Annotated in this window: 20 protein-coding genes; 10 read left to right on the top strand and 10 right to left on the bottom strand. The window is 58.1% G+C overall.

What is annotated here, in order from left to right; genetic code table 11:
- Window positions 1-46 precede the first annotated feature (46 nt).
- The 3 genes from GOV91_RS06290 to GOV91_RS06300 are packed head-to-tail and all read right to left on the bottom strand — an operon-like array spanning window position 47 to window position 3322.
- On the bottom strand, window positions 47-1225 hold the full coding sequence (locus GOV91_RS06290; RefSeq protein ID WP_171234855.1) for a carbohydrate porin: 1179 nt from the start codon (window positions 1223-1225) through the stop codon (window positions 47-49).
- Window positions 1222-1986, bottom strand: a complete 765-nt coding sequence (locus GOV91_RS06295; protein ID WP_171234856.1) for a DUF3299 domain-containing protein — start codon at window positions 1984-1986, stop codon at window positions 1222-1224. The genes GOV91_RS06290 and GOV91_RS06295 overlap by 4 nt, the downstream gene beginning before the upstream one ends.
- Before the next feature lie 25 nt (window positions 1987-2011).
- A complete protein-coding gene (locus GOV91_RS06300) occupies window positions 2012-3322 on the bottom strand; it encodes an amidohydrolase family protein (protein ID WP_371732271.1) in 1311 nt (436 codons plus the stop codon).
- 231 nt (window positions 3323-3553) lie between these two features.
- Between GOV91_RS06300 and GOV91_RS06305 the strand changes: the two genes are divergently transcribed.
- Window positions 3554-4567 (top strand): AraC family transcriptional regulator, encoded by a 1014-nt coding sequence (locus tag GOV91_RS06305; RefSeq protein ID WP_171234858.1) that lies wholly within the window; start codon window positions 3554-3556, stop codon window positions 4565-4567.
- Between the two features lie 267 nt (window positions 4568-4834).
- Here GOV91_RS06305 and GOV91_RS06310 read toward each other — a convergent pair whose 3' ends face one another.
- The gene (locus GOV91_RS06310) at window positions 4835-7117 is read right to left on the bottom strand and encodes an adenosylcobalamin-dependent ribonucleoside-diphosphate reductase (protein WP_171234859.1); all 2283 of its coding nucleotides are present in this window, start codon (window positions 7115-7117) and stop codon (window positions 4835-4837) included.
- A gap of 129 nt (window positions 7118-7246) precedes the next feature.
- On the opposite strand from GOV91_RS06310, the gene GOV91_RS06315 reads away from it, so the two are divergent.
- Window positions 7247-7678: a DUF1489 domain-containing protein gene (locus tag GOV91_RS06315; RefSeq protein WP_171234860.1), complete on the top strand. Its 432-nt coding sequence runs from the start codon at window positions 7247-7249 to the stop codon at window positions 7676-7678.
- Here GOV91_RS06315 and hisG read toward each other — a convergent pair.
- The 3 genes from hisG to hisS are packed head-to-tail and all read right to left on the bottom strand — an operon-like array spanning window position 7675 to window position 10940.
- Complete coding sequence (gene hisG, locus GOV91_RS06320) at window positions 7675-8364, bottom strand: ATP phosphoribosyltransferase (protein WP_171234861.1); 690 nt, start codon at window positions 8362-8364, stop codon at window positions 7675-7677. The genes GOV91_RS06315 and hisG overlap by 4 nt on opposite strands.
- Window positions 8361-9449, bottom strand: a complete 1089-nt coding sequence (locus GOV91_RS06325; protein WP_171234862.1) for an ATP phosphoribosyltransferase regulatory subunit — start codon at window positions 9447-9449, stop codon at window positions 8361-8363. The genes hisG and GOV91_RS06325 overlap by 4 nt, the downstream gene beginning before the upstream one ends.
- A 3-nt stretch (window positions 9450-9452) precedes the next feature.
- The gene (gene hisS / locus GOV91_RS06330) at window positions 9453-10940 is read right to left on the bottom strand and encodes a histidine--tRNA ligase (protein WP_171234863.1); all 1488 of its coding nucleotides are present in this window, start codon (window positions 10938-10940) and stop codon (window positions 9453-9455) included.
- A gap of 128 nt (window positions 10941-11068) precedes the next feature.
- Here hisS and GOV91_RS06335 point away from each other — a divergent pair, with 128 nt between their 5' ends.
- The gene (locus GOV91_RS06335) at window positions 11069-11263 is read left to right on the top strand and encodes a SlyX family protein (protein WP_171235041.1); all 195 of its coding nucleotides are present in this window, start codon (window positions 11069-11071) and stop codon (window positions 11261-11263) included.
- Between the two features lie 4 nt (window positions 11264-11267).
- Here GOV91_RS06335 and GOV91_RS06340 read toward each other — a convergent pair whose 3' ends face one another.
- The 3 genes from GOV91_RS06340 to dnaE form a co-directional block, all read right to left on the bottom strand.
- Window positions 11268-11636: a hypothetical protein gene (locus GOV91_RS06340; RefSeq protein WP_171179368.1), complete on the bottom strand. Its 369-nt coding sequence runs from the start codon at window positions 11634-11636 to the stop codon at window positions 11268-11270.
- 16 nt (window positions 11637-11652) lie between these two features.
- Window positions 11653-11871, bottom strand: a complete 219-nt coding sequence (locus GOV91_RS06345) for a hypothetical protein (protein ID WP_171179453.1) — start codon at window positions 11869-11871, stop codon at window positions 11653-11655.
- Between the two features lie 85 nt (window positions 11872-11956).
- A complete protein-coding gene (gene dnaE / locus GOV91_RS06350) occupies window positions 11957-15487 on the bottom strand; it encodes a DNA polymerase III subunit alpha (RefSeq protein WP_171234864.1) in 3531 nt (1176 codons plus the stop codon).
- A gap of 343 nt (window positions 15488-15830) precedes the next feature.
- Here dnaE and xdhA point away from each other — a divergent pair, with 343 nt between their 5' ends.
- From xdhA to GOV91_RS06385, 7 genes are all read left to right on the top strand, one after another.
- Window positions 15831-17192 carry a xanthine dehydrogenase small subunit gene (xdhA, locus tag GOV91_RS06355; RefSeq protein WP_171234865.1) on the top strand — a complete coding sequence of 454 codons (1362 nt, stop codon included), beginning with the start codon at window positions 15831-15833 and terminating at the stop codon, window positions 17190-17192.
- Complete coding sequence (gene xdhB, locus GOV91_RS06360; protein WP_171234866.1) at window positions 17189-19591, top strand: xanthine dehydrogenase molybdopterin binding subunit; 2403 nt, start codon at window positions 17189-17191, stop codon at window positions 19589-19591. Before xdhA ends, xdhB begins: the two co-directional genes overlap by 4 nt.
- A complete protein-coding gene (gene xdhC, locus GOV91_RS06365; protein ID WP_171234867.1) occupies window positions 19591-20526 on the top strand; it encodes a xanthine dehydrogenase accessory protein XdhC in 936 nt (311 codons plus the stop codon). The genes xdhB and xdhC overlap by 1 nt, the downstream gene beginning before the upstream one ends.
- Window positions 20523-22040 (top strand): ABC transporter ATP-binding protein, encoded by a 1518-nt coding sequence (locus tag GOV91_RS06370; RefSeq protein WP_171234868.1) that lies wholly within the window; start codon window positions 20523-20525, stop codon window positions 22038-22040. The genes xdhC and GOV91_RS06370 overlap by 4 nt, the downstream gene beginning before the upstream one ends.
- A gap of 62 nt (window positions 22041-22102) precedes the next feature.
- The gene (locus GOV91_RS06375) at window positions 22103-23185 is read left to right on the top strand and encodes an ABC transporter permease (protein ID WP_171234869.1); all 1083 of its coding nucleotides are present in this window, start codon (window positions 22103-22105) and stop codon (window positions 23183-23185) included.
- A complete protein-coding gene (locus tag GOV91_RS06380; RefSeq protein WP_171093445.1) occupies window positions 23185-24105 on the top strand; it encodes an ABC transporter permease in 921 nt (306 codons plus the stop codon). Before GOV91_RS06375 ends, GOV91_RS06380 begins: the two co-directional genes overlap by 1 nt.
- 31 nt (window positions 24106-24136) lie before the next feature.
- Window positions 24137-25210, top strand: a complete 1074-nt coding sequence (locus GOV91_RS06385) for a BMP family ABC transporter substrate-binding protein (protein ID WP_171234870.1) — start codon at window positions 24137-24139, stop codon at window positions 25208-25210.
- Window positions 25211-25366: the final 156 nt, after the last annotated feature.

Below are 25366 nucleotides of genomic sequence, written 5' to 3' on the forward strand. Positions count from 1 at the left end.
ACAGAGCCTCCTCAGTTGATTTGTTTTGCCGCCGCATGAACCCCCCTCAGAAAACGATCCGGGTTCTGAGGCCGAACAGCGTAATGCTGTCCTGAGTGGGGTTCAGCAGCGGGTTGGAAATGAACTGCACCGATGGTGTGATCTGAAACCCCGGTGAGATTGAAAAACGGTAGAAAGCTTCAAGCGTGAACTGCGTCCCGTCGATGCCCCTGGCTTCGGCCCAGTTCAGGCCAACACCAGCCAAATCGGTATTGCGACCATAGTAGCCCAGTCCAGCAGATATCGACCGATCGTAAAGAGCTGCGGTCCCTTTTGAGGCCCCCGCCCGAAAGAACGGCATCCACTTGTTGTCGACAAACCATGCCGCAGAAAACGCCGCGCCATAGTCTTCCGCTCGGCTGCCATCGTCAGCCGCATCTGCATGCCAGAGGGTCAGATGGACATTGTCGAAATAGATACGATCAAAGCCGGAAGTGTACCCAAGTTCGAGTGATTTGAAGAGATTGCCGTCGCTGAACACATCGAAATTAGGGTCAGACGGGTCGGCGTTTGCGTCTGAAACGCTCGCTACGGCATAGACAGTCTCGCTAAGCTTCAAACCACCCGCAATTCCCAATCCTTGATTGGGTGTATTGATCGTCGGGTTGGTGTTGAATGACAGGTTCTGGAATCCGCTGTAGGGACTGACCAGCCCATAGATGTCCACGAAGTCCGTGACGTCAATCTGCCCGACTTGCAGCGTCCACGCGCCGTTCGCAGCCCTTTGGGTCCAGAACAGGTTTGTCAGCAGTAGTCCATTATCATTAAAGGCTGTGCCCGTGATCGAAAGCGCTCCACCATCCAGCCCAAGGAACTGCGGGGTCACGTCGGTATAGCTGTGCCGGTCTTCAATCTTGAATGTCAGAGAACCCAGTTCAGTTGCCTGCCAATTCCCGTAGAAACGCGCAATTCCGCTGGCCGCTTCGCCGGTTCCCAGATCAGCATTCGTGGTTTGGCCCAACGCCAAGTAATCAATGTTGAAACGAAACCCGCCCTCAGCCAGTCGGTCTTTCCACCGGAACCAACCTGGCGCGATGTTACGCGGAAAATCTGATCTGTATTGCGGATCGGTCAGGCCGTCGCCGGGCTCAAGATCAGCCCCAACAGAAGAAGGTCCGGAAAGCCCTTGCGCCGATACCGCGCCAGCAGATGCAATTACCAATGCAGCAAGCAGGTATCTGATCATTCGGACGCTCTTGCCCCGCCCGTCTTGCGATTGCCCGCCGCGCGAATGCGATCAGCTGCACGCTGTTTCCACTCCAGCCGGTCCGCCTCGGATTCAAGAGTTTCGACACTGTCCGTTTCCAGCAGGAAGGTCGCGTTCATGGGCATAACGCCGTCCACGACCATCATGTTTTGCACCGAGGGGTCAATTGTCAACGTTCCCGTCAGTCGTACGGGTTCATGGAAATAGCTGGGGGCCCAATCCTCATTTAAACGCACGCGGATCATCTGGTTGGGAGGCGGCGGAGGCATGTGACTGCACATCCCGCGTTCCGGCACCAGATACGCCACAGGTCGCCCGTCGGGATCGCTGGGGGCTGGAATAGCAAAGCCCGCGACAGTGATTGTCTGGCCGTCTAACTGCGGATTTCCGTTCGTCCCAGCCTTTCTTCGACGCTCCATCACAACTTCACGCTGATCGAGCAGCCAGTCGATATCAATGTCCTGTGCCGCCAAAGCGTCCTCAGTCTCAGCCAGCAGTTCTTGCCATTTCTGCCGTTCTTCTTCGCTGCCATGATCCTGCTGCAGCCTGCCGCGCAGTCGGACAACAAACAGAACATCGTCGAACTGTTCAGGGCTGAGATCGCGATAAGGGTCTTCAAAGATCTGCGCGGACGGGTCTGGAAGATCCGCCCAATCCAACGCGACCCCAGGCGCTGCAAAAGTGGGCGGGGCACACCACACCAACCCTGCGATGACCGCGATGCAAAACCAATGACGCATGAATACTCTCCGGCTGCGCTTTTAACTATTCCAGCGTGTTCTTGTATATCACACCATCCTTCATAATCAGGCGGATCGTTTCAGGGCTGTCCGGCCTCGGGTCTGCTCCAAACCACTGATCACCGGTTCCAACGACCGAAAAATCCTCTAGCGGGTTTCCGTCGATCAACAAAATGTCGGCATAAGCGCCTTCTTCAATCACTCCAAGCTTTCCAGCCGAATAAGGATTCATGAAATCGCCCGACAAAGCAACGACTTCGCCACCTGTCGATGTCAGCGTGACCATCGAAGTGTAGGGCCCGAAGAATTCATTGTTCAGGTGCTTTTTTTCGTAGGCAATCTGGATATTGCACGCCTCAACCGAACCAACACAGTCGGTCTGGAACCCCCTTTTCACCGGGCATTCCTTCATGTTGTCGATATAGCCCGCGAATGTGGCCGAGGCGGATTTTGCCTTGGCAAGGCTCGACGGGACGTTTGCCACCGCCGGAATATCAAGCAATCCGGGATCGAAGGCCGTCAGGTTGGTGGTGATGTATGCCCCTTTTTCGTTCATGACCTGAGCGATTTCACAGTCGAACGAGAAGCCATGTTCGATCGACATCACACCTGCCTCAAGCGCACTCAGTATCGCTTCCTTGCGATAGGAATGCGCCATGACGTAGCTACCATACTCATTGGCCACTTGCACGGCGGCCCTGATTTCCTCGGGCGATCCGGCCAATAGTTGCCATGGGTCGAAAGCTGAAACGACACCCCCGGATTGCATGAATTTCAACTGGGTTGCTCCCATACGGAAATTGTTGCGTGCAAACTTGTAAACATCATCCACACCGCTAATTTCCTGCGCCAAGTTCAGACGGCTCATGTTGGTCTCTGAACCCGGTGGAGCGGTGAAATTCGCGAAGTCAGCATGACCGCCGCGCGTTCCGATAAATGCACCGGACGGAAAGTAACGCGGGCCGTCAATTTGGCCTGCGTCAATTGCGCGGCGCAAACCACCATTGGCCCCTCCCGCGTCTCTGACTGTGGTGAAGCCCTGCATCAGATACATCTCGGCCATCCGCGCACCATGTATGGCAAAGTCCTCCCACGTTGTGTTGGCCTCCATCGCGGGCAAAGTCGGCCCCATAAGCATGAGATGCGCATGCAGCTCAATAAATCCGGGCGTCAGTGTCCGCCCTCCACCGTCAATAACCGTAGCATTAGGAGCATCGATCGCGTCGGTTGAAACGGACTTGATCAGGTTACCTTCGACCAGAACACTGGCGTTTTCCATGCGCTGCTCATTCACGCCATCGAAGACATGAACGTTGGTAAATAACGTTTGTGGCACTTCTTGATCCTGAGCCTGCGTAGCCGCCGAAAAAGTAAGGACTGACGCGACAATTGCCGTCGAGAAAAGCGACATTCGTAGACCGGACATAAGCACTCCCTTCATATTCATGTTTCCCTAACTGTAGAACGGAAATCTTTGCTCCGGTTGCCATTTTTGCATTAAGATGTTCGAATATGATTGATAAAGTGGCCACTGCTTGAACATGACTTCCGCGAAAGGAGGATGAGCTTGCCTCTCAACTCCACCTCTCAAGAGCACAACGAGGGCTTTATCCGCCTCGCCTTGGCAGCCCCGTTCTTGCAATATCTCACTGACCGCGGGATCAATCCTCAACCCGCGCTGGATCAGGTCGGGCTGAAAGCCGAGTTGCTGTCTGACCCATCTGTCTATGTCCATTCAGATTTGGTCTATGGATTGTTGAATGCCTTCTCCGAATTGTCCGGAGACCGGTATCTTGGGCTGAATGTCGGCGAAACATTTGACCTGCAAGGGTGGCCCCCTTTCGCGCAGTCCCTGCAATCAACCACGACATTGTTCGAGTTCTTTGCCCGTTTCGTTGGGCTTGTACCACAGGAAACAAACTCGGTACGACACAGCCTTGTCGTTGAAGCCAACAAGGCCACGTATCGGATCGAAAGGCAACAGGAACCCGCTGTTCCGCCCGTTCAAGTCACCGGTTTTGGGGCCGCCATCTACGTGCGCTTGTTGCAAACCGTAGTTGGAAACGCCTGGGACCCAACGCGGGTACGGTGGGAAAGCAGATATATCAATGGCCTGCCGCTTGGCTACAAGGGGATCGAGGTCAGCCTTGGAACTGATCCCGGAATGCAAGTAAGTTTTCCAGTGGACTGGTTGTTCCTGAACCATGTCTCAGTCCAGACTGCCGCGCCGGCACCCTCGGCCCGCCATGACGAAGAAGTAACGGTAGTGGCTGCATTAAGATCCGTCTTACGCGACAAGCTGGACGAAACCGACTTAGGGCCACAGGTTGTCGCTGGACTGCTGGGTATACCGCCGGAACGGTTTCTAAAAGCCCTTCAGCAGCAAAGTACAACGCTGCCGCGCGAGATTAAACGGTTGCGCATTGATGTGGCAAAGGAACATCTCCGCCGGGACAAAATGACAATTGCAGAGATTGGTCTCTCGCTTGGTTACTCGGACAAGTCCCACTTTACCCGCTTTTTCCGAGGCCAGACAGGCACAACACCAACACAATACAGACTTGGACAAAAAGAAATGTGAACGCGCCCGCGGCAGAGACGGCAGGGGGCTACCGTTCCAAAGAAAACTTGCGGCCTAAGGTCTTTGAATGCAGGAAAAAACCTGCACCTGGCCATCTTCCCGCGCCATAGGATTACCCCGTCCGCCACCACAAAAAAAGAGGCGCGATCACCCCAAAGACGCCACCTTTTCACTGCATATGCCACCGCCTGGAAAAGCGATGGCACAGCTCAGGCGGTTAAACAGTGATCCGCTTTTGGTGGTTAAAAAAACCACGAGCGGCTTGGGCTATCCGCACTTGGAATGCCCGCAACTGCGGCAGGTCATGCATCCCTCGATCATCACCATGTCATACTGACCGCAGGACGGGCAGGCCTTGCCGCGTGGTGCATCCATGTTGACGACCTGCGCCTGAGGGTCTGATTTCAATCCCATGCCCTCACCTTCGAGGAAGCCAATATTGATCATGTGCTGCTCGATCACACCGCCAATCGCCGCCAAAATGGACGGGATGTATTTCCCTTGCACCCAGGCCCCGCCACGCGGGTCGAACACGGCTTTCAGCTCTTCAACCACAAAGGATACATCCCCACCCCGCCGGAACACGGCCGAGATCATCCGCGTCAGCGCCAGCGTCCAGGCATAATGCTCCATGTTCTTCGAATTTATGAATACCTCGAAGGGGCGGCGGCGACCTCCGATGACGATATCGTTGATGGTCAGGTAAATCGCATGCTCGCTGTCGGGCCACTTCAATTTGTAAGTGGACCCTTCCAACGCCTGCGGACGGTCCAGCGGTTCAGACATGTAAATCACGTCTCCACCATCAACCTCATGCGGCGCATCCGCGCTTTCTCCGGGAGCTTTATCATCGCTTTCCGAAACGGTCAGGACCGAGCCGGTCACATCATTCGGGCGATAGGTTGTGCAGCCTTTACAGCCCTGATCCCAAGCCTGCATGTAGACGTCCTTGAACGCGTCAAAGCTGATATCCTCGGGGCAGTTGATTGTCTTGGAAATCGAGCTGTCGATCCATTTCTGCGCCGCCGCCTGCATCTTGACGTGATCAGACGGTGACAGAGTTTGTGCGTTGACGAAATAGTCCGGCAGTTCTGTGTCATCGAACTTGTCGCGCCACATCTGCACCGCGTAATCCACGACCTCTTCTTCGGTCCGCGAACCGTCTTTCTGTAACACTTTACGCGTATAGGCATAGGCAAAGACCGGCTCGATTCCCGACGACACGTTGCCCGCGTACAAAGAGATCGTCCCCGTCGGCGCAATCGAGGTTAGAAGCGCGTTGCGGATGCCGTGTTCGCGGATCGCATCACGCACATCCTCATCCATCTGAAGCATCGTGCCGCTGGCCAGATACTTCTCGGCGTTGAACAGGGGGAACGCCCCTTTTTCCTTCGCCAAGTCGACCGACGCCAGATACGCGGCGCGGGCGATTGCGTGCAACCAGCGCTCGGTCTGACGCGCCGCCTCGTCCGTGCCATAGCGCAAGCCCAGCATCAGCAGCGCATCCGCCAGACCCGTTACGCCAAGACCGATGCGGCGCTTGTCCTGGGCCTCGGCCTCTTGCTCGACCAGCGGAAATTTCGAGGCATCCACCACGTTGTCCATCATCCGAACAGCGGTGGCGACAAGCTTTTGCAAAGCCTCCTCGTCCAGATGGGCTGCGTCTTCAAACGGTTCTGCGACCAGCCGCGCCAAGTTGATCGAGCCCAACAGACACGCGCCATAAGGTGGCAGAGGTTGCTCGCCACACGGGTTGGTGGCGGCGATGGTCTCAACGTAGCTGAGGTTGTTGGCCTGATTGATGCGGTCGATGAAAATCACGCCCGGCTCGGCATAGTCATAGGTCGCCTGCATGATCTTGTTCCACAGATCACGCGCCTGAACGGTTTGATAGACCTTGTCGTCAAACACCAGCTCCCACGGGCCATCGGCCTTGACGGCCTCCATAAACGGGTCCGTCACCAAGACAGACATGTTGAACATGCGCAGACGGGCCGGATCGGACTTTGCGGTGATGAACTGTTCGATATCGGGATGGTCGCAGCGCATGGTCGCCATCATCGCCCCGCGGCGTGATCCTGCGGACATGATCGTGCGGCACATCGCATCCCACACATCCATGAAACTCAGCGGGCCCGAGGCATCCGCTGCAACGCCTTTGACGTCGGCACCACGTGGTCGGATGGTCGAGAAATCATACCCGATCCCACCGCCCTGCTGCATGGTCAGTGCGGCCTCTTTCAACATGTCGAAAATACCGCCCATGCTGTCGGGCACTGTGCCCATGACGAAGCAGTTGAACAGAGTCACCTGCCGCGCGGTACCCGCGCCCGCCGTGATCCGCCCCGCAGGCAGGTATTTGAAGTCCTCCAGCGCCTGATAGAACTCTTCTTCCCAATGCGAAGGGTCTTTTTCAACCCGCGCCAGATCGCGGGCAATACGCCGCCAACTGTCTTCGACCGTCTGATCGATGGGTGTGCCGTCCGCTTGTTTAAAGCGGTATTTCATGTCCCAGATCTGCTCGGCGATGGGGGCGGCAAAGCGGCTCATTGGTGATTCCCTGTTCTGAAAGAGGTATCCAGAGTACCCTAAATCACACCCAGACCACAACACCTTGATGATTGCGCATGACGAGCTACAATATAAAGATCGGCCTTGGGACGACTCTGTGGGAAAGCTGTGGATAAGTACGTAAACCTCATAAAACTGTCTGTCGGGTCAGAAAGCGTCGATACGCTGATAGCCTGGCAGGACAGCAGAAAGCCGCTGTATCAGGACGGCTGTCCGCGTCATGTGACCCGCATGTGGCCCAAGCGTGAGGCAGAGATTCTAAATGGCGGCTCGATCTATTGGGTGATCAAAGGCGTGATCCAGTGTCGGCAGCGCATCCTGCGATTGGATGAGGTGACCGGAGAGGACGGCATCCGCCGTTGTGCCATTGTGCTAGACCCTGAGGTCTATCGGACTCAGAACGCCCTAAAGCGCCCGTTTCAGGGATGGCGTTATCTCAAGCCTGAGGACACACCAGCTGATTTGCCCAAAAACCGCGAGCAGGACGACGCCCTGCCCGATGATTTGAACCGCGCGCTGGCAGAGATAGGCGTGCTTTAACGCAGCCGATCCAAAAGGTCAGACAGAACCGCCTTCTCTGCAGCGTCGTACTTCGCAACCCGGCTACGCCACAGCGTGGCCTGCGATTGCAGGATCAGACCGTCAGACAGGATCTTCAGGTGGTTGGCCCGCAGCGTTTCGCCGGTCGAGGTGATATCGGCGATCGCCTCTGCGGATTCGTTCATCACCGTGCCTTCTGTCGCGCCCTGGCTATCGACCAGCGTGTAATCCGCGACGCCTGAATCGGTCAGGAACTCGCGCACCAGCCGGTGATACTTGGTCGCAATCCGAAGGCGGTGGCCATGGGTTTTGCGAAACGCCGCCGCCGCGGCATCAAGATCATCAAGCGTATCAACGTCCACCCAGCAGGCTGGCGTTGCAATGATCAGATCAGCCTTGCCGAAGCCCAACTGCGAAATCTCTTCCAACTGCTGTTCCCAACGCGGCAGTTTCTCGTGCACCAGATCAATACCGGTGACACCCAGATGAATCCGCCCCGCCGCCAGTTCGCGCGGGATTTCTCCAGCAGACAGCAGAACCAACGAGACCCCATCGATCCCTTCGACCTTGCCCGCATATTCCCGATCTGATCCGCTGCGGGACAAAGCAATACCGCGCTTTTCGAACCACGAGAAGGTCTTTTCCATCAACCGCCCCTTCGAGGGCACGCCCAGTTTAAGGCTCATTGCGCGCCCTCCTCGATCTCGAGCATCAAGTCGGGCCGCAGCACGCCCCCAACGGCCGGGATTTCGGCCCCGCTGCCCAGTTGCCGCGTCAGCGCATCATAACGCCCGCCCGTCGCGATCGGAGGCAGATCGGGTCGGCCTTCGGCGTAAAAACCGAAAACGAACCCGTCGTAATATTCCATCGAGGTCCGGCCATAGGCGGCCTCGAAATCCAAGCGCGCGACGTCGACACCACGCGCCTGCAACGCGGCCACGCGCGCCTCCAGCCGGTCCAGCGCCGGGGTGATCTGCGGCAAATCCACGGCCACGTCGCGCAGTTGTTCCAACGCAAAGGGCATGGTCTCGCGTACGTTCAGCAGTGTCTCTAGGCCGACAAGCTCACTGTCAGTAATCGGCGGGGTCTCACGATCCTCGCGCAAAGCTTCGATCCGCGCCTCGATTTCCGAGGCCCGACGTTTACCGATCATCGGCGCGTCAAACACCATCGGATCAGCGGCATTCAGCAGATTAGACCGCTGTTCGGGCTCTGGCGTCCGGCCCGCATAACGGTCCAGCAAAACACGGAATCGGCGTGGCCGCCACAGGTGGCGCATCAGCGCGGCTTTGCGACGCTCGGTAGTGCGCAACCCGGCTACAGCGGCCGTCAGGATGCCGATATCCCCCGTCGCTGCACGCAACGGCAAGCCGCGCAGTTGCAGCGCAAAAAGCGAGAAGACCTCGGCATCGGCTCCGGCAGGATCATTCCGGTCAAACACCTCATAGCCGACCTGAATGTATTCATTGGCCCGGTCCGGGTCGTGTTCCTGCCGCCTGAAAACCTCACCCGAATAGGTATAGCGCGCGGGCTCGGCCCCGTCGCTCATATGCATCTGCACCACGGGCAACGTGAAGTCCGGGCGCAGCATCTGTTCGCCGCGCAGGGCGTCCGACGTCACGTAGGCGCGGGCGCGGATGTCTTCTCCGTACAGATCCAGCAGAGTCTCTGCCGGCTGCAACAGGGGCGTATCCACGACCTGAGCGCCAGCCGCCTCGAACCGGACACGCATCATTGCGGCGCGGGCCTGTATCTGGGAACGGTTGGGCATGGGTCAGTCCTGACTGCCCAGAATTTCACGCACCTTCGCGACCAGATCACCGCGCGGCACTTCGAACTGGCTGGGGCGTTCTTTCCACTCCTCCAGCGTCGCGCTTTCGGCAATCTTCGCGCCCAGGATCAGGTCCTTGATCTGCACGATACCACCCGCCTTTTCGTCACCGCCTTCGATCACCGCAATCGGAGAGTTCCGCTTGTCCGCGTATTTCAGCTGATTGCCGAAATTCTTGGGATTGCCCAGGTAGACCTCGGCGCGAATGCCAGCATTGCGCAGTTCCGCCACCATGGCCTGATAGTCGGCCATACGGTCGCGATCCATCACGGTGACAACCACAGGCCCCTGAGCCTGCACGCCGATCCGGCCTTTTTCGCGCAACGCGGCCAGCAGACGGTCAACGCCTATCGAGATACCGGTCGCAGGCACTTCCTGCCCGGTAAAGCGTTTGACCAGATCGTCATAACGCCCGCCGCCAGAAACTGACCCGAATTGCCGTTTGCGGCCTTTCTCGTCGAAAATCTCGAATGTCAGTTCGGCTTCGTAGACCGGGCCGGTGTAGTAACCGAGACCACGCACGACCGAAGGGTCAATCTCGATCCGGTCCGAACCATAGCCACCTGCATCCAGCAGCGCGCCAATCTGTTCCAACTCGGCGATGCCATCCGCGCCGATCTTGCTGTTGCCCACAGCGGCGCGCAGGTTGGCCAGCGTTCCGGCAGTATCCGCAGCCTTTGAGGTCAAAAACGCGATCACGGGCTCGGCCTGATCGTCGCTCAGACCCACGCCGTCGATAAACGCACCTGAGGCATCCATCCGGCCCTTGGTCAACAGCTCGCTCACGCCAGCCTCACCCACCTTATCGAACTTGTCGATGGTGCGCAGAACGTTGTCGCGGGCAGCGGCGTCCTCGCCCAGGCCCATTGCCTCAAGTACACCGTTCAGAACCTTACGGTTGTTGACCCGGACCAGATAGTCGCCACGCGGAATACCCACGGTCTCCAGCGTATCCGACAACATCGCACAGATTTCAGCGTCTGCAGCCATCGAGGCCGTGCCCACCGTATCCGCATCGCACTGATAAAACTGACGATACCGCCCCGGCCCCGGTTTTTCGTTGCGCCAGACCGGACCCATCGCATAACGGCGATAAGGCGTCGGCAGGTCGTTACGGTGTTGCGCGTAAACCCGCGCCAAAGGCGCTGTCAGGTCATAGCGCAGGGCCATCCAATCGCCATTGCCGCCTTCGTCAAACTCCTGCCAGGCAAAGACGCCTTCGTTCGGGCGATCCACGTCAGGCAGGAACTTACCCAGCGCCTCGACAGTCTCGACCGCGCTGCTTTCCAAGGCGTCAAACCCGTAACGATGATAGACACCCGCAATCGTCCGCAGCATCTCGGTGCGCTGCGTGACTTCCTCGCCGAAATAGTCGCGGAACCCTTTTGGCGTTACGGCCTTTGGGCGGGGCTGTTTCTTGGGCTTGGCCATGTGGGGCGTCCTCGGGAGTGTCCTTGTTCCGCGCGCGGTCTATCCCATGGCCCGCATCGGGGCAAGGCGCGCTTTCTCTGGCCATGGCGGCACAGGGTCGCTATGACCGGCGCATCAAGGAGAACCCCATGCAGCATCTGGAAGAGCAGATCGCCCATCTGACCCGTACCGTGGAAGAACTGAACACGGTTGTGACAAAGCAACAGTCCGAGATCGATCGCCTGACCCGTCGGGTCGAAATGCTGTTGCAACGCGAAGCAGAGCGCGCGCAAGAAGGTTCAGGCGGCGTTGTCTTTGGTGACGAACGACCGCCGCACTACTAAAATCCTACAGTCCCAGCGTCGTCTTGACGGCGTTGTCCACGACACCACCCAAAAGCGCGTTTTCATCACCGGCGCAGCCGTCTTTCAAAGCTGCCAAAAAAGTTTCGCGCAGCGCGGCCTTATCCTCATCCGACGCGGCATGTGCCTCGATATCGACCTGACGGTTGTACAGCGACAGGGCCGTCATTTTACCAACAACCTCCAGAATGTATTCTTCGTTCCCGTCGGCTTCTTCAATGACCGAGGTACAGGTGTGATACATAAGCGGCAGCGCTTCTTGCATCATCTGTTCAGCCTCTTCGTCGGCGAAAGCCATCCCGGGGATTGTGAAGATTCCGGCGGCGACAATCACTTTAAGCGAGTTAAAACGCATCTTTTTGCTCCTCCACTCACTTGGAATTTGCGCCAATCAGCGCACCAGCCACCGCGCCTGCGGCGGCGCCCTTGCCGTCACCAATCAAGGCACCGACACCCGCGCCGATTACAGCGCCCTTGATCGTGTTTTCTTTTTTCTTGTCATCCGCCAAGCTGGCTGAGGCTGAAACCAAAGCCAGCGACGCAGCGGCACCAAATACAACTTTTCTTAACGTGAGACCAGCAATCGCCATATCAACGCCCTCCCGTAGCATGACTTAAAGACATCTCTGTCAGTTCAGCCTACCCAGACGCCAACTATCTGGCAACAAAACGGCGTCAGATCTCTTCGACGGTCATAACGCCTTCCAGGGATTTGATCGCGCCCTTGATCTGTGGGTTGATCGGGAACGCGCGCCCCAGATCCATTTCAACTTCACCCGGCAGGCTTGGATCCATCAAAAGCAACTGGATTGGGCCCCGCGCAGCACCTTTGGTAGCGGCGGCTGCGTCTTCCAACACCTTGGCGACGGTTGGTACAGCCTGCGCTTCGTCGACAAAGATACGCAACCCGGTTGCCCCAGCCTCGGCCACAAGAGAATCCGCAGGTCCCACCGAACGCCCCAGCAGCTTAAGCTGATCAGCTTCCATCGTTGCCTCGGCGGTCAGCACCACTTGAGCGCCGGTTTCCAGAAACTCGCGACATTTCTCCAAGGTGTCGGAAAACAGTGTGACTTCGTAAGCCCCGGTTGGATCTGAGAGCTGGGCAAAAGCAAAGCGGTTGCCCTTTGCCGATTTCCGTTCCTGCCTTCCGGCGACAACACCGGCCATCTTCACGCCCATCATTCCCCTTGCTCGGACAGCATTAATCACTTCATCCAGCGTCATCACCTGTTTTCGCTTCAGCGCGGGCATATAATCGTCCAACGGGTGTCCCGATAGGTAGAATCCAATCGCCTTGAATTCCTCGCTCAACCGTTCAGCAGGCAGCCAATCCGGCGTCGGCGAAAGGCGAGGTTCAGGCAGGTCATCACCGGCTTCACCAAACAGAGACACCTGGTTCGAGTTCTTTTGTTCATGAATCGCCGCCGAATACTGCACCAGACGATCAAGGCTTTCGAACACACGGCGGCGGTTTTTGTCGAGCTCGTCAAACGCCCCGGCCCGCGCCAACATTTCCAACGGGCGTTTGCCGACTTTCTTCAGATCCACACGCCGCGCAAAGTCGAACAGGTTGACGAACGGTTTTTCGCTCTTTTCATCCTGCGCGCCTCCGGCGCGACGCCCCTCGACCACAAGGTTCATCGCCTCGACGCCCACGTTTTTCAGCGCGCCCAGCGCATAAACCAATTCACCGTTCACTACATCGAACGTCGCGATGGAACGATTCACACATGGCGGCACGTAGGGCAGTTCCAGCCCCTTGCGAACTTCTTCGAAGTAAACCGCCAGCTTGTCGGTCAGATGGATATCGCAGTTCATGACACCCGCCATGAACTCGACCGGGTGGTTCGCCTTCAGCCAGCCGGTCTGATAACTGACCACCGCATACGCGGCCGCGTGGGACTTGTTGAAGCCGTAGTTGGCGAATTTCTCCAGCAGGTCGAAAACCTCGCTGGCCTTCTTGGCGTCCACGCCATTCTCGCCCGCGCCCTTCTCGAATTTCGGGCGCTCGGCATCCATGGCCTCTTTGATCTTCTTACCCATTGCGCGGCGCAACAGGTCAGCACCGCCCAACGAGTAACCCGCCATGACCTGCGCGATCTGCATCACCTGTTCCTGGTAAACGATGATGCCCTGCGTTTCCTCAAGGATATGGTCGATCAGTGGGTGAACCGAAGTGATTTTGCGAAGACCGTTCTTAACTTCGCAATAGGTCGGGATGTTTTCCATCGGACCCGGACGGTACAGCGCCACAAGGGCCACGATATCCTCGATACAGGTCGGCTTCATACGCTTGAGCGCGTCCATCATGCCCGAGGATTCCACCTGGAACACTGCCACCGTCTTGGCTGCCGAGTAGAGCTTATACGTCGCCTCATCGTCCAGCGGGATAGCGTTGATCTGGTTCTCAGCCCCTTCAGCGGGTTCGTAAAGCTCGGTGCCATCAGCAGCAATGTGCAGAGGGCGACCGGACTTGAAGATCAAATCCATCGCGTTCTGGATCACGGTCAGCGTTTTCAGACCCAGAAAGTCGAACTTCACCAAACCGGCCTGTTCCACCCATTTCATGTTGAACTGGGTCGCCGGCATGTCCGAGCGCGGATCCTGATACAGCGGCACCAGCGCATCCAGAGGCCGGTCGCCGATCACTACCCCGGCGGCGTGGGTCGAAGCGTTCCGCAGCAACCCCTCGACCTGCTGGCCATAGTTCAGCAGACGATCTACCACCTGTTCGTTGCGCGCCTCTTCCCGCAGGCGCGGTTCGTCTTTCAGCGCCTTTTCGATGGAGACAGGTTTGACGCCTTCAACCGGGATCATCTTGGACAGGCGATCCACCTGCCCGTAAGGCATCTGCAACACCCGCCCGATGTCGCGCACGGCGGCCTTGGACAGCAATGCGCCGAAGGTGATGATCTGCCCCACCTTATCGCGCCCGTATTTCTGCTGCACGTAACGGATCACCTCCTCCCGGCGGTCCATGCAAAAGTCGATATCGAAATCCGGCATAGACACCCGCTCGGGGTTCAAAAACCGCTCGAACAGCAGCGAATAGCGCAACGGGTCAAGGTCGGTGATCGTAAGCGCATAAGCCACCAGCGAGCCCGCACCCGAGCCCCGCCCCGGACCAACCGGAATGTCGTGATCCTTTGCCCATTGAATAAAGTCCGCAACGATCAGGAAGTAGCCGGGAAAGCCCATTCCTTCGATAATGCCAAGTTCGAATTCCAAACGTTCCTGATATTCCTCTGGCGTCACAGCGTGCGGGATCACAGCCAGACGTTTCTGCAACCCCTCGTTGGCGATACGGCGCAGTTCGGCCACCTCGTCATCTGCAAATTTTGGCAGGATCGGATCCCGGCGATAGGCCATAAAGGCGCAGCGTTTGGCGATCTCAACCGTGTTCTCGATCGCTTCCGGCAAGTCTGCGAACAGAGTCACCATCTCTTGCTGCGACTTGAAATAGTGCTGCGCGGTCAGTCGGCGGCGGCCTTCTTGCTGATCGACATAAGCCCCTTCGGCGATACAGATCAGCGCATCATGCGCTTCATACATATCCGAGGTTGGGAAATAGACGTCATTGGTAGCAACCATCGGCAGGTTTTTGGAATAAGCCATCTCAACATGGCCACGCTCGGTCAGCCGTTCTGCTTCCGGCTGGCCATCTTCACCCGGATGACGCTGAAGTTCGATATAAAGGCGATCCGGGAACATGCCCGCCAACCGATCCACCAGCGCCTCAGCCGCCGGACGTTGACCCTGTTGCAGCAGCATCCCAACCGGTCCGTCTGGACCGCCGGTCAAGCAAATCAAACCGTCCGACCGATCCGCAAGCTCGTCCAAAGTGACCTGCGGCAGCTGTCCGCCCTTGTCCACGTAAAGGCAGGAACTCAGCTTCATCAGGTTTTCATACCCAGCCTCGGACTGCGCCAGCAAAACCAAAGGCGCGGGTACTTTGGGCTTTTCGCCGGGCTGAGCCTGCACGTAAGTCAAGTCAACCTGACAACCCATGATCGGCTGAACACCCGCCCCGCTTGCCGTGACCGAGAACTCCAAGGCCGAGAACATCGAATTGGTGTCTGTCACGGCAACGGCGGGCATCTCCATCTTCTCGCAAAGCGCAGGCAGCTTTTTCAGCCGCACGGCGCCTTCCAGCAGGGAATATTCGGTGTGAACGCGGAGGTGAATGAATCGTGGGGAACTGCTCATGACCCCTACGCTATCTCAGCCAGGCGCGCCGCAAAAGCGGTAACCGTGGCTTTGGAATGCATAAAAAATCGGCGCTGATTATTCGGCTTTTTCAGAAGGTGCTTCGGGATTGAGTGCCCGTCGCATTCAAAAAGCACTTTATTTACAAGCGCCTGCCTTTTACACAAAAGCAGGAAAAGCATGCTGCGCGTTCCAAATGGTACATCATATAGGCAGTTTTTCTTGCCAGATAAGCCGCGCTGTTTCTAACATCTTACGGCAAGCACTTCGCCCGCCGCTCTTTCTACGTCGCATCGAAGGAGGGTCCAATGGGCGCAACAGGGTAACGCGACGGGTTTCTCGAATGAATATCACGTTTCTTCTGAACGGAGAGACAGTGGAGCTGGCGGATATCGATCCAACGGCGACCCTGCTGGATTGGCTACGCGAGGATCGCGGCCTGACCGGCACCAAGGAAGGCTGCAACGAAGGCGATTGCGGGGCCTGCACCGTTATGGTCACGGATGAAGTCGGCCATAAAGCCCTGAATTCCTGCATTCTGTTTCTGCCGCAATTGCACGGCAAAGCCGTCCGCACCGTCGAAGGTGCCAGGGGCCCGAATGGCGAAGCCCACCCGGTACAACAGGCGATGGTGGACCTGCACGGATCTCAATGCGGGTTCTGCACCCCCGGCTTTGTAATGTCGATGGTCACCAGCCATGCAAATGGCGCAACAGATCACGACACACAGCTTGCAGGGAACCTGTGCCGCTGCACCGGTTACGCTCCGATAGTCCGAGCAGCAGAAGCCGCCGAAAAACACCCAATACCCGTTTGGGTTCAAGACAAACCGATCGAACCGGAAACCGGATCACCCATGTTGCCCCGCTCTTCCGACGAACTGGCTGCGGTCTTTGCTGAAAACCCCGATGCAATTCTTGTTGCTGGGGCAACCGATGTGGGTCTTTGGGTCACCAAACAGCTGCGCAATCTGGACCCGGTCATATTCCTCAACCGCTGCGAGGATCTGAAAGAGATCACGATCACCGATACCGAAGTCCGCTTTGGTGCCATGGTGGATATGAACCGCATGGGAGAGGCGCTGACCAACCTGCACCCTTCCTACGCCGAAATGATCCGCCGTTACGCCAGCGTTCAGGTCCGCCACGCAGCGACCGTTGGTGGCAACATCGCCAATGGTTCGCCCATCGGCGACAATCCACCTGCACTTATTGCGCTGAGTGCAACCTTACACCTGCGCAACGGTGATGAGCGGCGCTCGGTCCTGTTGGAAGATTTCTTCATTGACTATGGCAAGCAGGATCGTGCTCCGGGTGAATTCGTCGAAGCCGTCAGCTTCCCGCGTCAGCCTGACAGGCTGAAGGCATACAAGCTCAGCAAACGGTTCGATCAGGATATCTCGGCCGTTTGCGGCTGTTTCAATATCACTGTTTCGGACGGCACCGTCACACAGGCGCGTATCGCGTTTGGCGGCATGGCCGGAATTCCGAAACGGGCAACCCATGTCGAGGCCGCACTGATCGGCAAACCCTGGACACGCGAGACCGTTGCGGCCGCGCTGCCATCTTTTGCCGAGGACTATTCACCACTCACGGACATGCGCGCCTCGGCCAACTATCGTCTGGAAACGGCCAAAGCGATGCTGGAACGCTATTTCCTCGAAGACCAGGGCGAGATCACCAACGTGCTGGAGGTGTCGGCATGAGCGTGACCAAACCCCTCCCCCACGACGCGGCACCGCTGCATGTGTCCGGCTCGGCGCGATATGTGGATGACATCCCGACACCCAAAGGCACGCTGCATCTGGCATTTGGTCTCAGCCCGATTGCCAAGGGTAATATCACCGCAATGGATCTGTCGGGAGTAAAGGCCGCCGAAGGTGTTGTGATGGTGATGACGGCCGAGGACCTGCCTTTCGCCAATGACGTCTCGCCCTCGATCCATGATGAACCACTGCTGTCGGACGGCACGGTTCACTATATTGGTCAGCCGGTGTTTTTGGTTGTCGCCACCAGCCATCTGGCCGCGCGCAAGGCCGCGCGCCTGGGCAAGATCGACTATGCCGAGGACACACCGATCCTGACGGTTGAAGACGCGCTGGCCGCGGATAGCCGGTTCGAGGATGGCCCACGTGTTTACGCCAAAGGCGATGCGGATGCCGCCATCGCAGGTGCAGCACATGTGATCGAAGGCACGTTCGAACTTGGCGGGCAGGAGCACTTCTACCTCGAAGGCCAGGCTGCACTGGCCGTGCCAAATGAAGGCGCGGATATGTTGGTGCACAGTTCCACACAACACCCGACAGAAATTCAGCATAAAGTAGCGGACGCTTTGGGTGTCCCCATGCACGCTGTCCGGGTTGAAACCCGCCGGATGGGCGGCGGCTTTGGCGGCAAGGAAAGCCAAGGCAACGCGCTGGCTGTCGCTTGCGCCATTGCCGCGCGCGCCACAGGCAAAGCCTGCAAGATGCGCTATGACCGCGACGATGACATGATCATCACCGGCAAGCGCCACGCGTTCCGCATTTCATATGAGGCCGGGTTCGATGAGCATGGGCATATTCAGGGCGTCTCGTTCCTTCATTACGCCATCTGCGGATGGGCGCAGGACCTGTCTCTGCCCGTCGCCGACCGCGCTATGCTGCATTCGGACAATGCTTATCTGCTGCCCAACGCGCGGATCGAAAGCCACCGACTGAAAACCAACACCCAATCCGCCACCGCCTATCGCGGCTTTGGCGGCCCTCAGGGGATGGTCGGGATCGAGCGCGTGATGGATCACGCCGCGCATGAACTGGGGCTGGACCCGGTCGAACTGCGCCGCCGGAACTACTATGAACCCGCGCATACGGTTGCTGAGGTCGCACCAACAGAGAAGCCTCTGGGCCACCCCGACCCGCATGAGGACCTGACCAGCCGCGGCGCGGTGGAAACCGGGAACGCGCCGGTGCGCGCCCTTCCTGCTGGTGGCAACACGACGCCCTACGGCATGGAGGTCAGCGATTTCGAACTGCACGAAATGACCGATGCACTGATGAAATCCAGCGACTACGCCGCGCGCAAGGCGGCTATTGGTGAGTGGAACGCCAAAAACAGCGTTATCAAAAAAGGCATCGCCTTCTCTCCGGTCAAGTTCGGGATTTCCTTTACTCTGACCCACCTCAATCAGGCGGGTGCGCTGGTGCATGTATATCAGGACGGCTCGGTCCACCTTAACCATGGCGGCACCGAAATGGGTCAGGGACTGTTCCAAAAGGTAGCGCAAGTCGCTGCATCTCGCTTTGGCATCCCATTGGAGATGGTGAAAATCACCGCCACCGATACAGCCAAGGTGCCCAATACCTCGGCCACGGCGGCGTCCTCGGGCAGTGACCTGAACGGCATGGCAGTGAAAGCCGCTTGTGATACGATCCGCGACCGGATGGCAGACTATCTGGCGGAACGGCATCAGGCTGATCCATCGATGGTCAGTTTCTCCGATGGTCACGTTATGGTTGGGGAAGAAAAGTACACCTTCGCCCAAGCAGCAGCGCTGGCCTATCAGGGCCGGATCAGCTTGTCGGCAACCGGATTCTATAAAACGCCCAAGATCGAATGGGACCGGATCGCAGGGCGCGGACGCCCGTTCTTCTACTTCGCCTATGGCGCGTCCGTCACCGAGGTTGCCGTCGATATTCTGACCGGTGAAAACCGCATACTTCGCACGGACATCCTGCATGACCCGGGCGCATCGCTGAACCCGGCGCTGGATATCGGGCAGGTCGAAGGCGGTTACGTGCAAGGCGCGGGTTGGCTGACGACCGAGGAACTGGTCTGGGATGACAAGGGCAACCTGCGCACACATGCGCCCTCGACCTACAAGATCCCTGCCTGCTCCGACCGGCCTGACATTTTCAATGTCGCGCTTTGGGATGGCGCGAACCGCGAAGACACGATCTATCGCTCGAAAGCGGTTGGCGAACCGCCCTTCATGTTGGGCATCTCAGCATGGCTAGCCCTGTCCAACGCGGTCGCGGCATGTGGCGATACCTACCCCGCGCTCGACGCACCTGCCACGGCCGAAGAAGTCTGGCGCGGTGTTCAAAGGATGAAGGGAGGCATCTGATGGGATTTGACCTGGAGGCTTTGAGGGAGGCGGTCGAAACCCATGGACGAGTGGTCCGGGTGGTTATTGCCGGGATCAAAGGATCGTCCCCGCGCGAGGTTGGCGCAGCCATGCTTGTCTGGAAGGACGGACAGTCCGGCACCATCGGCGGAGGGACGCTGGAATACCAGGCGGCCGAAGCGGCGCGGGCGCAAACCCGGTCTTCGCGTCTAACCCACCACGCGCTTGGGCCTGAGATGGGACAATGTTGCGGTGGCGCGGTTTCGCTGCTCAGCGAGGTCTATGACCGCGCGGCGCTGGAAACGCTGGATGAAACACTCATTGCACGTGCCACATCTGGCGAAGAGATGCCTCTATCGGTCAAACGAGTGCTGGCAACCGCGCGTGGTCAGGGGATAACACCTGAACCCCAGATGGTTGACGGCTGGATGATTGAGCCAGTGCACAAACCAAACCGGAACCTTTGGATTTGGGGTGCCGGTCATGTCGGACGGGCTTTGGTGGATGTTCTTTCACCGCTGCCCGACCTTGCAATCACCTGGATCGACACCGGCCCGGATCGGTTTCCTGACACGATTGCCGCCGGAGTTACTTCGCTTCCAGCCACCAAACCGGCCGAACTGGTTCGACACGCACCGACCGATGCCGAGCATCTTGTGCTGACCTATTCACACAATTTGGACCTGGAGCTGTGCAACAGGCTGCTTTTGCATGATTTCCGCTTTGCGGGGCTGATCGGCTCGGCTACGAAATGGGCGCGATTCCGATCGCGGCTGGCGGCCCTTGGGCATTCGCCCGAGCGGATCAGCCGGATCACCTGTCCGATTGGTGATCCGAACCTGGGCAAACACCCGCAGATGATCGCCGTCGGCGTTGCCGCGCAAATGTTGCGCCCGGCCCGGCAGAACGAGTTGAAGAAGGACCTGAGCGCGTGACCACTCCACTTCTGAGCCTGCAAGGGCTGACCAAAGCCTATCCCGGCGTCGTGGCCAATGATCAGGTGTCTTTTGACATCGGTGAGGGCGAAGTTCACGCCCTGCTGGGGGAAAACGGCGCGGGCAAATCCACGCTGGTCAAGATGATCTACGGGCTGGTGAAGCCCGACAGCGGCACGATGCTGCTGCGAGGTCAGCCTTTTGCGCCGCCCGAGCCGCGCGCCGCGCGGGCGGACGGGATTGCGATGGTGTTCCAGCATTTCTCGTTGTTCGACGCTTTGAACGTGGCCGAAAACATCGCTCTGGGGATGGAGAACCCGCCGCCGATGGGCGATCTGGCCTCGCGTATCCGCGAAGTGTCCGAAACATATGGCCTGCCGCTGGATCCATATCGCACGGTTGGCGATCTGTCCGCGGGTGAGCGTCAGCGGGTCGAGATCATCCGTTGCCTGTTGCAGGACCCCAAACTGCTGATCATGGACGAACCGACGAGCGTACTGACCCCGCAAGAAGTCGAGATCCTGTTTGAAACGCTGAACAAACTGCGATCCGAAGGAACGTCGATCCTCTATATTTCGCACAAGCTGGAGGAAATCCGAACGCTGTGTGATCACGCGACGATCCTACGGCTGGGCAAGAATGTGGGCGAATGCGTACCCGCCGAAACTTCAGCGCGGGACATGGCCGAGATGATGGTGGGCTCGACACTTCAAACGCCTGAACGTTCGGGACGTGAATTTGGTGAAGTTGCGCTGGATGTCAGTGGACTGTCTGTCCCGTCGCCCTCGGAATTTGGCACCGCGTTGAAAAACATCCACATGACCGTCCGCAAGGGTGAGGTTCTGGGCATCGGTGGCGTTGCCGGGAATGGGCAGGATGAATTGCTGGGCGTGCTGTCCGGGGAAATCCTGACCGCTGCGGATGCGATCAAGTTCAACGGCCAGCGGATCGGCAAGCTCGGCCCCACCGCGCGGCGCAAGTTGGGTGTGCTGACGGCCCCCGAAGAGCGGCTGGGTCATGCGGCAGCCCCGGATATGAGCCTGACGGAAAACGCTTTGCTGACTGGATCCGTGCGGGAAGGGCTGGAAAGCAACGGTTTCCTCAAATGGGCCGAAACCAAGAGCTTTGCCGAAAAGATCATCAGCGCTTTTGACGTTCGCACGCCGGGTCCTGAGAATGCCGCCCGGTCATTGTCTGGCGGGAACCTGCAGAAATTCGTGATTGGTCGTGAAGTACTGCAAAACCCCGACATTCTGGTTGTGAACCAGCCCACCTGGGGCGTGGATGCTGCTGCGGCGGCGGCGATCCGCCAGGCCATTCTGGATCTGGCCGCCAAAGGGACTGCCGTGGTCTGCATCAGCCAGGATCTGGATGAGCTGATGGAAATCTCGGACAGCTTTGCGGCTTTGAATGAAGGACGGCTGAGCGCACCGCGCCCAACAACGGGTCTGACGGTGGACGAGATCGGGCTGATGATGGGTGGAGCCCACGGCATGGAGGTGGCGCATGTGTGACGCGTTGAACCGCCTCCGGCGGCCGTATTTGCAACAAGAAGAAGAGTTGGGGGTGTGAGCAGATGATTGTGTTGGAGAAACGGCCACAGCCGTCCAAGGCGTGGTCTTATGCCACCCCTTTGGTTGCGGTGTTGGCGACGATGGTGTTTGGCGGCATCTTGTTCGCCATTCTGGGCAAGAACCCAATTGAAGCCATTGGCACCATTTTCTGGGAACCACTGTTCGGCGAGTTCGCCTTCTACTACCGTCCCCAATTGTTGGTGAAAGGCGCGCCGTTGGTTTTGATCGCCATTGGTCTTTCGCTGGGCTTTCGGGCAGGTATCTGGAACATCGGGGCCGAAGGTCAGTACATCATGGGTGCCATCTTTGGTGCTGGTGCTGGTCTGGCTTTTTATCCTTTGGATGCGTTTTACATCTTCCCGATCATGGTAATCGCGGGCGCGTTCGGCGGCTGGCTTTGGGCGATGATCCCGGCCTTTTTGAAAGTGCGCTTTGGCACCAATGAAATCCTGGTGTCGCTTATGCTGGTCTATGTGGCCGAGCAGATGCTGGCCTCGGTCTCGCTGGGTCTGCTGAAGAACCCAGAGGGCTTTGGCTTTCCCGGTTCGCGCAATCTGCAGCAATATGACAGTGCGCATAATGCCGAGTTGATCGCCGGGTCAGGTATGCATTGGGGCGTCGTCACTGCACTGATTGCCGTGATTTTTGCTTATGTCCTGCTGAACCGGCACATGCTGGGTTTTCACATCCGTCTAACCGGCGAGGCACCACGTGCAGCGAAATTCGCGGGGGTGAATCCGGCGCGGCTGATTCTGTTCTGTCTGGGCCTCTCCGGGGCACTGGCCGGGCTGGCAGGGATGTTCGAGGTCTCAGGGCCTTCGGGCGTTGTCAGCATCGATTTCAACGTTGGCTATGGCTTCACCGCGATTATCGTTGCTTTTCTGGGCCGCCTGCATCCGGTGGGTATCTTGCTGGCCGGGGGTCTGATGGCGCTGACTTATATCGGCGGGGAAATCGCGCAATCGCAGCTGGGCCTGCCTGCCGCCGCGATCCAAGTCTTCCAGGGGATGCTGTTGTTTTTCTTGCTGGCTTTCGATCTTCTGACCAACTACCGCATCCGTGCGGCGCGTAGCGAGGTAGCATAATGGACCTTGGTGAAATCAATCCCGTCCTTCTGGTCGCCTCGCTGATGGTGGCCGCAACCCCCCTGCTGCTGGCCGCGATCGGGGAGCTGGTCGTTGAGAAAGCAGGTGTTCTGAACCTTGGCGTCGAGGGTATGATGATCGTGGGCGCGATCAGTGGCTTTGCCATCTCGGTCGAGACCGGGTCGCCCTGGCTGGGCTTTGTCGCGGCGGCCATTGGCGGTGCGGTTCTGTCTTTGCTGTTTGTTTTGTTGACACAGGTGGCCTTGGCCAATCAGGTGGCAAGTGGCCTTGCCCTGACCCTGTTCGGGCTGGGATTCAGCGCACTGATGGGGCAGAGCTATGTGGGCGTCAAACCCCCGAGTATGGGCGACATCCATATCCCGGTGATCAGCGATATCCCGGTCATCGGCCCGATCCTGTTCCAGCATGACCCGATCCTTTATGTCGGTATCGCTTTGACCGCAGCGGTCTGGGCGACGCTGAAATACACCCGCGTCGGTCTGATTCTGCGCGCGGTCGGCGAAAATCACGATGCCGCACACGCACTTGGCTATAAGGTCATCAAGATCCGCATCATGGCGATCCTTTTCGGCGGGGCCTGTGCGGGTCTGGGTGGCGCCTATATCAGCTTGATCCGCGTGCCTCAGTGGACCGAAGGGATGACCGCGGGTGTGGGCTGGATCGCTCTGGCGCTTGTGGTGTTTGCCAGCTGGAAACCATGGCGCGCCTTGCTGGGTGCTTACTTGTTTGGCGGCATCACTGTGTTGCAGCTTAATTTGCAGGCAGCGGGCGTTGCCATTCCTGTCGAGTATCTGGCAATGTCGCCTTATATAATCACGATCCTTGTGCTTGTGATCCTTTCGGCCGACAAGAGCAGCGCACCTGCCTCACTGGGCCGGACCTTCCATGCCTCGCACTAGGGGCCAACTGAACCAACTTGGGGAGTAACACATGAAATTCACTACACTTCTGGCAAGTGCCGCCATGGCACTGGGCCTGGCCTCGGGGGCCATGGCCGAAGACAAAACCAAGGTCGGCTTCGTCTATGTCGGCCCGGTGGGCGACGGCGGCTGGACCTATGAGCACAACAAGGGCCGTCTGGCCGTCGAGGATCACTTTGGCGACAAGGTTGAAACCGTCTTTGTTGAATCGGTTCCCGAAGGTCCCGATGCTGAGCGTGTAATGACCCAGATGGCGCTGGAAGGCGCTGATCTGATCTTTACCACCTCGTTCGGCTACATGGATCCAACCATCAATGTGGCTAAGAAGTTCCCGAACGTAAAATTCGAGCACGCGACCGGCTATAAGACAGCCGACAACGTCTCGGTCTATTCAGCACGTTTCTACGAGGGCCGCGCTGTTCAGGGCCACATCGCGGGTAACATGACCAAGTCGAACATCATCGGCTATATTGGTTCGTACCCGATCCCCGAAGTGATCCGTGGCATCAACTCGGCCTATATCCACGCCAAGAAGGTGAACCCGGATGTCGAGTTCAAGATCGTTTGGGCCTACACTTGGTTTGATCCTGCGAAAGAAGCTGACGCCGCCACTGTTCTGATCGAACAGGGTGCAGACGTGATCCTGCAGCACACCGACTCGACCGCGCCGCAGGCGGCTGCACAAGAGGCTGGCAATGTTGTCACCTTTGGTCAGGCGTCTGACATGAGCGAATACGCTCCGTTCCCGCGCGTCTCGTCGATCATCGATGATTGGGCGCCCTACTACATTGCCCGGACCCAAGCCGTCATGGATGGCACATGGGAAAGCGCCAACACTTGGGATGGCATCCGCGAAGGCATGGTTGCAATCGGCGAAATTTCAGACGCCGTACCGGCTGATGTGAAGGAAGAAGCCCTGGCACTGAAAGCCGCCATGGCGGCGGGCGAGTACCACCCCTTTACCGGTCCGCTGAAAAAGCAAGACGGCAGCGACTGGCTGGCTGAAGGCGAAGTGGCCGATGATGGCACGCTGGCCGGCATGAACTTCTATGTCGAAGGGCTGGAAGGCGAAATTCCGCAGTAAGCTGCAGGTATTATTCAAAGAAAAGGCCCGCCGAACGCGGGCCTTTTTTCATCGCAGTCTCCAGAAAACGCAGGTCAGGTGTACCGTTCTGAAATCTGATGAAGGGCATGGGCCCAGATCACCAGAATGGGATACGCAATAGCCGCGGGTATCACC

It is taken from the genome of Ruegeria sp. HKCCA6837, from assembly GCF_013034475.1.
Taxonomy (GTDB): Bacteria; Pseudomonadota; Alphaproteobacteria; order Rhodobacterales; family Rhodobacteraceae; genus Ruegeria.